The sequence below is a fragment of the Halomonas sp. genome (assembly GCF_033549285.1).
Classification (GTDB): Bacteria; Pseudomonadota; Gammaproteobacteria; order Pseudomonadales; family Halomonadaceae; genus Halomonas.
Genome location: NZ_JAWSUJ010000041.1, coordinates 24,612 through 34,827 on the forward strand (window position 1 = coordinate 24,612; position 10,216 = coordinate 34,827).

Below are 10,216 nucleotides of genomic sequence, written 5' to 3' on the forward strand. Positions count from 1 at the left end.
TCAGCTCCAGAGTGCACTCACCGGCGTCGTCGGGCTGTAGTGGCGTGCCACCTGGGCCTGCAGCAGCTCGGCGGTGGCCAGGGCATCGATCAGCGCGTGGTGGCCCGAATAGACGGGCAGGCCGTAGCGAGCACGGCTGTCGTAGAGGCGAATGGAGGCCGGCGGCCTGCCGATCCAGCGCTTGAAGCGGGCCAGCAGCGACTGGCGGTGGATGCGCGCCTCCAGCGACATGGTGTCGATGACCGGGAACATGATCCCCTCCCCCACCCTGGCCTTCACCGCGGCATCCAGGAAGGGCCGCTCGATGTGCCGGTAGTGGACCACCACCAGGCGCCCCGCCAGGGCCTCGAGCAGCTCGCCGAGGATCTCGTCGAGGTCCGGGGCACGGGCGATGTCGGCGTGGGTGATATGGTGGAAGGTCACCGACTCCTCGCTGAGCGGGCGCGAGGGCCGCACGACCCAGTAGCGGCGCCGAGACAGGGCGATGCGCCCCAGGGTGAAGGGCACCACGCCGATGCTGACGATGGCGTGGCGCCGCTCGTCCAGGCCGGTGGTCTCCATGTCCAGGGCCACCATCGGCGCCTCGCCGATGGGGGTCTCGGGGGTCGGCAGGCCGGCGGCAAAGAAGCGCGCCAGTCGCGGGTCTTTGGCCGCCTCGGCGCGGCGGGCCAGGTACTCCGGCCAGCCCGGGGTCGGCGGGGAGGCTCGCGGACGCAGGCGTATCACGGTCATCTCAGCGGGACCGCGAGCGCGACGGCATGGGATAGCGGAACTTGAGGAACTTCTGGGCGTTGCTCAGCACCTGGAAGGCATCCTTGAGATTATGGCGCTCGGTGTCGGAGACGTTCTCCGGCTCGATATTGTTGTCCGGGCTGCGCTCGTGCTCGATATCGATCACGTGGTGACGGATCCGCGACATCGAGAGGAACTCCAGGGCATAGCGCAGCTTCTGGCCCACCCCGGGGGCCAGCAACTGGGTGCGGTCGATGTCGTCGAGGCGCGCGAAGCTGTTCTGGGCCCGCGACCCGCAGGCCAGGGCATGCACCCGGATCAGGTCCGTCAGCGGGGCGGTGCCGCGGCGCTTGAGATTGATGGAGTTGTTGTGCTTGCCATCCTTCTCCATGACGAAGGTTCGGAAGAAACCCAGCGGCGGGGTGCGGTTCAGGGCGTTGCGGGCCATGGCGGCCAGGAACAGCGGGCTCTTGGGAGCTCGGGTGGCCACCAGGTCCTGGAGTTGCTCGACGAAGGGGTTCTCGCCGTGCACGGCGTCCAGGTCGAAGAAGATCGAGCTGTGCAGCAGACGCTCCGGCGATGGCTGGTCGATCCACTCCCGGAAGTACCGCTTCCACACCGACAGCGGCTGCCGCCAGCGGGCGTTGGTGGCCATGATATCGCCCTTGCAGTAGGGGTAGCCGCAGGCATCCAGGCCATCGCTGACCCGCTGCGCCAGCGCCAGGAAGTAGGCATCGTGGTGCTCGGGGTCGAAGTCGTCGGCGAGCACCAGGGCATTGTCCTGGTCGGTGACGATGGACTGCTCGTTGCGCGCCATGGAGCCCAGGGCCATGAAGCAGTAGCCCACCGGCGGGGGCCCCAGCTCCTCCTCGGCCAGCTCCAGCAGCCGGCGCGTGAAGCTGCGCCCGATGGTGGAGAGCGCGCTGCCCACCATGCGCGAATCCGCCCCCTCCTCGACCATGCGCACGAAGGCGTCGCGCACGTCGGGGGCCAGCCGCGCCAGGCCCTCTGCGCTGGACTGGTGGAAGATGTTGCTCACCAGGTAGAGGCTGCTGCCGGTCTCGTAGCGGATGATATCGGAGAGGTGCACGATGCCCACCGGGTGGCGACGGTGCATCACCGGCAGGTGATGGATATTGTTGCGCAGCATGCACAGCATCGCCTCGTGCACCGACTCGTCGGACTGGATGGCGATCAGGCGGGGACCGATCACCTCTCCCACCGGCGTCTCGGGGGAGCGTCCCTCGGCCACCACATGCTTGCGGAAATCGCTGTCGGTGAGGATGCCCTGCACCTGCCAGTGGCGATCCTGGCTGTCGCGGAAGGTATAGCGGGGAGTATCGCCGGGGGCATCGAGCACCAATACCGCCGAGGCGCCGAACTCGGTGATCTGGCGGGCGGCCTCCTGCACCGTGGTGCTGGCCTCGACCATCACCGGGTAACGGGTCAGCAGCTTGCGCACCCGGGTGATCATCATGTCGCTGTTCTTCTTCTGTTCCTTGACCGTCGACTCCAGGCGCGGCCGCTCGAGCTCGACGAAGTCGGCGAAGTTGTCGTCGGCCTCGCAGAGCCGCTGGAAGGCGGGCTCGGGGATGAAATAGATCAGGCTGTCTTCCATGGCCCGGGCCGGGAAGCGGGCACGGTGGTTCCGCAGCAGACTGAAGTGCCCGAAGATGTCACCCTCGCCCAGGCGATTGTAGAGCTCACCGCCGCGGCGATAGACCTCCACCGCGCCGCTGCGGATGTAGCAGAGCTCATGGACCTCCTGGTCGAGCACCAGGATGTCGCTGCCGGCCTTGAAGTAGGCCACCTCCACGCTGCCGGCCACCTCGTCGAGCAGCTCGTCGGAGAGGCCGTCGAAGGGGGGGTGGCGCCCCAGGTGCTGGCGGATCTCAAGCAATTCCACGTCCATGCGTCACGCTCCCGCCCGTTGAATGTGTGGCCACCAGTCTGGAATGGCCGCTCGGGGCTGTAAAGAGGACAGCGACGACCGCCAGATACAAGGAGGGCCACCCCGTGGGGTGGCCCTCGTCTGCCGAGCGGGTCGGCCGAGATCTTCCCGTGCTTACGACTGGGCCATCTCCTGAACGCGCTGCATCAGCTCGGGATCCTGCTGGATGGCCTGGCCGATGGCGTTGAAGGTATCCACGTCGAGACCGCTGTCCTCGACCACCTCGACCATCTTGTCGTTGGCCTCCTGGCGGACGTCCTGCTGGGCCTGCTCGTCCTCTGCGGACTGCAGCTGCTGGGTGTACTCCTGGGAGATCACGGCGATCTCCTGGGAGGCGTCGGCAAACTGCTGCAGCTGCTGGTCGGAGAAGTCCTGGGCCGGCGCAGTCGCCTGCGGCTGTTCTGCGTTGGCTGCAGAGTCCTGCTGGGCCTGGGCAGTGGCGGCCAGGCCGAGTGAGAGAAGTGCGGCCGAGAACAGAGCAGTCATCCGTTGCATGAATACCTCCAGGGTGTTGCGTTATGAATGTGCCCCCTTGTGACGTCCGCAGTAACCTCGAGTTCAGACTATCGCGTAACCAAGTGTAAGGACTGGGGATTTCCTCGGACCGACGAAAAAGGCGCCCCGCAGGGCGCCTTCGATACCGCTATGGGCCAACCACCTGGCGTCAACCGTAGGCCAGGTTGGGCAGCCAGGTCACCAGCGCCGGGAAGAGGATCACCAGCAGCAGCCCCAGCGCCTGGATCCCCAGGAAGGGGAAGGAGGAGCGGAAGATCTGCGCCATGGTGATATGCGGCGGACAGACCCCCTTGATGTAGAAGAGCGCATAGCCGAATGGCGGGCTCAGGAACGACATCTGCATGTTGACCAGGTAGATGACGCCGAACCACAGCGAGACGTCGGTTGGGTCGACGCCGGGCAGGCCGAACACGCCGTCGAAAGTGAGCCCCTTGATCAGCGGCACGAAGATCGGCACCGCCAGCAGCAGGATGCCCACCCAGTCGAGGAACATGCCCAGCGCCACCAGCAGCACCATCATCAGCGCCAGCACCGCATAGGGGCCGAGGCCCGCGCCGGAGATCAGCTCCTGCACGAAGGTCTGACCGCCCTGCAGGATGTAGAAGCCGACGAAGATGCTGGCGCCGAAGATGATCCACATCACCATCGCCGAGGCCACCAGGGTGGTCATGCAGGCGGCATGCAGGTTGGGCCAGGTCAGGCGCTTGTGCATCGCGGCCACTATCAGGGCACCGAAGGTACCGATGCCGGCCGCCTCCACCGGGGTGGCGATGCCGGTGAAGATGACGCCCAATACCAGGATCACCAGGATGATCGGTGCCAGCATGTTGCGAAGCAGGCGCAGCTTCTCCTTCATGTCGACCCGGTCCTCGACCGGCATCGGCGGCGCCAGCTTGATGTTCAGGGTGCCGCGCATCCAGCAGTAGAAGCCATACATGAAGGCCAGCAGCAGGCCGGGGATCAGCGAGCCCAGGTAGAGCTCGCCCACCGACTGCTGGGCGATGACGCCGTAGATGATCGCGAGTATCGACGGCGGAATCAGGATGCCCAGGGTCCCACCAGCCATGATCGAGCCGATGGCGATCTCCGGGTCGTAGTGGCGCTTGAGCATCGCCGGCAGGGCGATCAGGCCCATGGTCACCACCGCAGCCCCGATCACGCCGACCATGGCGGCGAGCAGCGTGGAGGCGATGACGGTGGCGATGGCCAGGCCCGCCTTGAGGCCGCCCATCCACTTGTAGACGACGTCGAACAGCTCCTCGATGATCCCCGCCTTCTCCAGCACCGAGGCCATGAAGATGAACAGCGGGATGGCCGAGAGCTGGTAGTTGGTCATCATCGGGAAGATGCGCGAGGGCATCAGGTTGAGCATGTCCTGGGTGCCGACCAGGTAGAGGAAACAGACCCCCAGGCCGCCGGTGACGAAGGCCAGCGGCAGGCCCGCCACCAGCACCACCATCAGGGTGCCGAACATCACCAGGGTCAGGCCGCCGATGCCCACGTTGGCCAGTGCCCCCTCGAGGCTGCCCGCGAGGCTCTCGTAGTCGGTGGTGGCGATATTGATCATCTCGAACAGGGTCCAGGCCGCCAGGATGGCCCCCACCGCGACCAGCAGGGTCGAGAAGGTGCGGCTGCCCTCATGCACCCGGCGATGGTGCCGGAAGGCCTGGAAATCGCGGATCAGCTGGGCGATGCCCTGAAGCAGCAGCAGCAGCGCGCCGAAGAAGAGCATGAACTTCACCGGGTAGAACTGTATCGCCCACTCGGTGAAGGAGGTCTCGTTGGCGTAGCTCGATCCGAAGAAGAAGCGGTCGCTCACCGACTGGGAGAAGAACTTCCAGCCAGTGACCAGCAGCGCGATGGTGAAGATGAAGAAGAACACCGAGGTTACGAGGTCCAGCGCCGCCTTGTTGGCCGGCCTGGCCCGGGAGTAGAGGATGTCGACACGCACGTGCCCGCCCTCGCGCAGGGCGAAGGCCCCGGCGATCAGGTACTGCATGCCGAACATCAGGGTCATCGACTCGTGAGCCCAGTTGGTCGGCGAGTTGAAGGCATAGCGCATCAGCACTTCATAGGCGAACACGAAGGGGGCGATCAGCGCCCAGTAGGCCACGTAGCGGCCGAAGAACCCGGAAATTCGGTCGACGGCGGCGGTGAACAGGTTGCCTGGGGGCTGGTAGGCGACCTCGCTGGCCTCGCCGGCGGGGATCTCGGCGGTGTTACCGCCACTGATGGTGCCGCCGCGGCGAAAGCTGCGGTCGACAAGCCACATCACCAGCAGGGGCAGGAAGAACAGCACCGACCAGTAGAGCCAGTGCGGCAGGACGAAATTGATCTCAAGATTCATGGAAACTCCTCCGCGCTACCATCGCCTCCCGGCGATGGTGACGGATCATCGAGCCGACGGGATGCGGGATTGAGAGTAGTGCCCTATGCAAACCGGGTGTTGCGGCCCTTGGCCCACAACACCCGGAGTGGTCGAGCAGACGGGTCAGACGTTGAGTTCGTAGTCCTTGATGTCGTCCTCGGTGATCAGCGCCACCGCGGGATCCATCATGGTATCCAGGTGCGCCTTGAAGAGCCGCGCGGCATCCGGGTCCTTGTTGGCCCACTTGAACCACAGCGGGATGGCGACCTCGCGGAAGCGGGTGGCGTCCTCCTCGGAGAGGTGGATGATCTCCACACCCTTCTCGCGGTACTTCGGCCAGGCCTCGGCGTTGGCCTTCTGGATCGCGGCATAGTGCTCGCGGGAGTAGGCCGCTACCAGGTCGTGCATCAGGTCCTGGACCTTGGGCGACATGCGCTCGTAGACGCGACGGCTGACGGCGATGTCCATCAGGTCGACGGCCTGGTGCAGGCAGGGCGTCGAGGGCGGCCCCATGATGATGTAATCGGCGACCTGCCAGAAGCCCAGCTCGTAGTTGACCGCGGCGCCGGTGAAGTCGGCGGCATCGATGGTGCCCTTCTCCAGCGCCGGATAGACCTCGGAGCCCGGCAGCAGGGTGGTCCGTGCCCCCATGGCGGCGAAGGTCTCGGCGACGATGCCGCCGGGCATGCGGATCTTGATGCCCTCGAAGTCGTCGAAGCTGCGCAGCGGCTTCTTGGAGTGGATCAGGTTGAGGTCGTGGTGGACATAGCCCAGCAGCTCCTGGCCCTGCTTGCGGTAGAGGTCCTTGGCGATATCGAAGCCGCCGTAGGCGCCGAACATCATGTCCCACTGGTGGGGCAGCGACAGGCCCATCGGGAAGGCGGTGAGGAAGACGCCGGCCGGCATCTTGCCGGGCCAGTAGACGGTGAACCAGTTCTGGCCATCGAGCACGTTATTACGCACCGCATCGGCGACCTCGAAGGCGCCGGCCACGGCACCGGCCGGGAAGGGCTCGATGCGCACCTCGCCGCTGGTTGCCTCGACGACGCCCTCGGCCCAGGACTCGAAGGTGCGATAGCCGACTGTGCCCGGCTGCCAAGAGGACTGCATGCGGATACGGATGCCCTCCTGAGCCTGGACGTTGCCGACCCAGGGGGCCGCCACGGCCGCCGCCGACCCGACGGCCGCGGCCTTCAGGAAGTTACGCCGGCTCGGGGTCTTGAACTCCTTCAGGACTGTCGTGTTGTCGTTGTCGACGGATGAGATGCTTGACGGCTGCTTGTCGTCTTGCATGGCATGGTCTCCTGGTTGGGTAGCGAGCCCGCACCCATGTGGGCGGGCATCAACGGGATCTTGTTGTTTTCTTCCCTGCGCCATCACGCGTGCCAACGGGTTCTGATGATCGGCCGGCACGCAGGGCCCGCTATCCTTATGGGCCTGAGGGAAGATTCCATATATCTGGAAACGTCTTCCATGGCGAAAGCTAGCGAAAAGCCGGCTCCCGGCCAATAGCGACTTTCAACGCAAGCCGCCTTCGGCCATTGGTCAGACCAAGCGGTCACGTGTGGCAAGACGCTGTCTATTCAGGCAAAACTGTGGTCTGACCAATTTTCCGCCGCGGCGTGACCTACGACCAAAGCACGAGCCGCGAGAGTGGCATCCCGTGCCCATGGCCGCGATGATGCCCGCACCCCCTGACCCTGGAAGTCCCTTACCATGACATCGGAACGTCGCCGCCAGGCCTGGCTGGCCGCCATGCCCATCCTCTTCGTGGCCCTGTGGAGCACCGGCTTCATCGGCGCCAAGTTCGGCCTGCCCCATGCCGAACCCTTCACCTTCCTGTTCGTGCGCTTCGTGCTGACCCTGGCGCTGCTGATCCCGCTGGTCATGCTGTTGCGGGGTGGCTGGCCACAGGGGCCTCGGCTATGGGGGCATATCGCCGTCTCCGGCCTGCTGGTCCACGGGGCCTACCTGGGCGGCGTCTTCTACGGCATCTACCAGGGCATGCCGGCGGGCCTGGCCGCCCTGCTGGTGGGGCTGCAGCCATTGCTGACCGCAGCGCTCGCCGGCCCCCTGCTGGGCGAGCGGCTGGGACGCCTGCAGTGGCTGGGGCTGGTGATGGGGCTCGCCGGCATCGCCATGGTGCTGGGCGGCAAGCTCGACCCGGGCGAGATGCTGTTCCGGGGGTTCGGCCTCGGGGCGCTGGCAAGCGTGATGGTGGCGCTGGTGGGCATTTCGCTGGGCACCCTCTACCAGAAGCGTTTCTGCACCGGCATGCCGCTGCTCTCCGGCACCGTGGTGCAGTATCTCGGTGCCGGGGCGCTGCTGGGACTGGGCGCGCTGCTCTTCGAGACCCGGGAGATCGACTGGGCGCCCACCTTCCTGCTGACCCTGGCCTGGCTGGTGCTGGTGCTGTCCATCTCCGCCATCCTGCTGCTGATGGCGCTGATCAAGCGCGGCGAGGCCTCGCGGGTGGCCAGCCTCTTCTACCTGGTCCCGCCGGTGACGGCGCTGGAGGCGTGGTGGCTGTTCGACGAACGCCTGCCGCCCCTGTCACTGGTCGGCATGGCGATCGCCATTGCCGGCGTGGTGCTGGTGGTGAGAAGCGGCCCTCAGAGCCGTTCGAGATAGCCGGTACCGCCGAGGTTGCGCATCTGCTGGCGGATCCAGGCGCTGCGTCGATCCACCTGGGGGCCAGGACGTGCCGCATCCCGACCGCGGGGGTCGGGCAGGATCGCCGCCAGGCGGCTCGCCTGGGCCTCGCTGAGCTGGTCGGCGGCGACACCGAAGTAGTGGCGTGAGGCGGCCTCGAGGCCGAATACCCCGCTGTCCCACTCGACGATGTTGAGGTAGACCTCGAGGATGCGCTGCTTGGGCCACAGCGCCTCGATCAGCAGGGTGAACCAGGCCTCCAGCCCCTTGCGCACCCAGCTGCGCCCGGTCCACAGGAAGAGGTTCTTGGCGGTCTGCTGGCTGATGGTGCTGGCCCCGCGCAGGCGACCGCCGTTGCGGCTGGCCTCCCAGGCGCGGCGCATCTCGCCCAGGTCGAAGCCGTGATGGAGTGGAAAGCGCTGGTCCTCGGCGGCGATCACCGCCAGCTTGGCGTGGTCGGAGAGGCGATGCCAGGGCTGCCACTGGTGGCGGATGTCGAGGGCCTCCCCGGCGACCCAGGACTGGACCTTGCGCTCCACCATCACCATGGAGCCGAACACCGGCACCACACGCAGCAGCAGCACCAGCACCAGGGAACACACCACGAAACCCAGCAGGGTACGCCACAGCACCCGCCAGGCCCGCTGCCGCCACTCCCTCATTGCGCGTCTCGCTCGGCCATGGGCTCCCCTCGCCGCCTCGTGAATGCCCGCCAGTATAACGACGCTGCCTCCCCGAAGGGAGGCAGCCTGTCATCCTGATAGGAACCTGGGCCCGCTCAGCGCTTGTTCAGCCGCTCGGCATGGTAGCGCAGGTGCTCCTCGATGAAGGTGGCGATGAAGAAGTAGCTGTGGTCATAGCCCGGCTGGCGCCGCAGGGTCAGCGGGTGGTCGTGCTCGGCGCACACCGCCTCGAGCCGCTCGGGGCAGAGCTGCTCCTCCAGGAAGTCGTCGGCCTCGCCCTGGTCGATGAACAGCGGCTGGCTCGAGGCCCCGCGGGCCACCAGCTCGCAGGCATCGTACTGGGTCCAGAGGCCACGGTCCTCCCCCAGGTAGCCGGAGAAGGCCTTCTGCCCCCAGGGGCACTCGCTGGGATTGACGACCGGCGCGAAGGCCGACACCGAGCGGTAGTGGCCGGGACGGCGCAGCGCCATCACCAGGGCACCATGCCCGCCCATGGAGTGACCGCTGATCGACTCGCGGCCGTTGACCGGGAAGTGCTGGCGCACCACCGAGGGCAGCTCCTCGGCCACGTAGTCATACATGCGATAGTGCTTCTTCCAGGGCTCCCGGGTGGCATTGACGTAGAAGCCGGCCCCGCTGCCGAAGTCGTAGCTGTCATCCTCGCCCGGCAGGTCGGTGCCCCGCGGGCTGGTGTCCGGGCAGACGATGGCCATGCCGAGCTCGGCGGCGACCCGATGGGCACCGGCCTTCTGCATGAAGTTCTCGTCGGTGCAGGTCAGCCCGGAGAGCCACCACAGCAGCGGTACCCGCCCGGCCTCGGCCTGGGGCGGCAGGTAGATGGAGAAGGTCATCTCGCAGTCCAGTGCCCGGGAGCGGTGGCGATAGCGCTTGTGCCAGCCACCGAAGCTCTTGTTGGCCGAGACCAGCTCGAGGTGTTCGGTCATGGTCATGGTGTCAGGCTCCTGATCGATGGCTCAGTAGTGTAGGACGGTGCGGATGCTCTCGCCCCGGTGCAGCAGCTCGAAGGCCTCGTTGATCTTCTCGAAGGGCATGTCGTGGGTGATGAAGTCGTCGATGTTGATCTCGCCGTTCATGTAGCGCTCCACGTAGCCCGGCAGCTCGGTGCGCCCCTTCACCCCGCCGAAGGCGGAGCCCTTCCAGACCCGGCCGGTGACCAGCTGGAACGGCCGCGTGCTGATCTCCTCGCCGGCGCCGGCCACGCCGATGATCACCGACTCGCCCCACCCCTTGTGGCAGCACTCCAGGGCCGAGCGCATCACGTTGACGTTGCCGATGCACTCGAAGGAGTAGTCG

The 10,216-nt window shown here is 66.5% G+C and carries 9 protein-coding genes; 1 reads left to right on the forward strand and 8 read right to left on the reverse strand.

The genetic code is table 11. From position 1 onward, the window contains the following. From SCI24_RS10960 to dctP, 5 genes are all read right to left on the reverse strand, one after another. Entirely contained in the window at positions 1-732 is a 732-nt protein-coding gene (locus SCI24_RS10960; RefSeq protein ID WP_318725400.1) for a 3'-5' exonuclease, read from the reverse strand. Between the two features lies 1 nt (position 733). Then, entirely contained in the window at positions 734-2,644 is a 1,911-nt protein-coding gene (locus SCI24_RS10965) for a DUF294 nucleotidyltransferase-like domain-containing protein (protein WP_318725401.1), read from the reverse strand. A gap of 153 nt (positions 2,645-2,797) precedes the next feature. Further along, the gene (locus SCI24_RS10970; RefSeq protein ID WP_318725402.1) at positions 2,798-3,178 is read right to left on the reverse strand and encodes a DUF4168 domain-containing protein; all 381 of its coding nucleotides are present in this window, start codon (positions 3,176-3,178) and stop codon (positions 2,798-2,800) included. Between the two features lie 169 nt (positions 3,179-3,347). Beyond that, positions 3,348-5,546: a TRAP transporter large permease subunit gene (locus SCI24_RS10975; protein ID WP_318725403.1), complete on the reverse strand. Its 2,199-nt coding sequence runs from the start codon at positions 5,544-5,546 to the stop codon at positions 3,348-3,350. 144 nt (positions 5,547-5,690) lie between these two features. Continuing rightward, the gene (gene dctP, locus SCI24_RS10980; RefSeq protein ID WP_318725404.1) at positions 5,691-6,860 is read right to left on the reverse strand and encodes a TRAP transporter substrate-binding protein DctP; all 1,170 of its coding nucleotides are present in this window, start codon (positions 6,858-6,860) and stop codon (positions 5,691-5,693) included. A 423-nt stretch (positions 6,861-7,283) separates the two neighbouring features. On the opposite strand from dctP, the gene SCI24_RS10985 reads away from it, so the two are divergent. Next, positions 7,284-8,198 (forward strand): DMT family transporter, encoded by a 915-nt coding sequence (locus SCI24_RS10985; RefSeq protein WP_318725405.1) that lies wholly within the window; start codon positions 7,284-7,286, stop codon positions 8,196-8,198. Here SCI24_RS10985 and mtgA read toward each other — a convergent pair. The 3 genes from mtgA to SCI24_RS11000 all read right to left on the reverse strand — a co-directional run. Next, positions 8,180-8,881: a monofunctional biosynthetic peptidoglycan transglycosylase gene (gene mtgA / locus SCI24_RS10990; protein ID WP_318725406.1), complete on the reverse strand. Its 702-nt coding sequence runs from the start codon at positions 8,879-8,881 to the stop codon at positions 8,180-8,182. The genes SCI24_RS10985 and mtgA overlap by 19 nt on opposite strands. 116 nt (positions 8,882-8,997) lie before the next feature. Continuing rightward, a complete protein-coding gene (gene fghA / locus SCI24_RS10995) occupies positions 8,998-9,852 on the reverse strand; it encodes an S-formylglutathione hydrolase (protein ID WP_318725407.1) in 855 nt (284 codons plus the stop codon). A gap of 24 nt (positions 9,853-9,876) precedes the next feature. Next, the coding region (locus tag SCI24_RS11000) for a zinc-binding dehydrogenase (RefSeq protein WP_412929558.1) at positions 9,877-10,216 on the reverse strand (340 nt) is incomplete at its 5' end.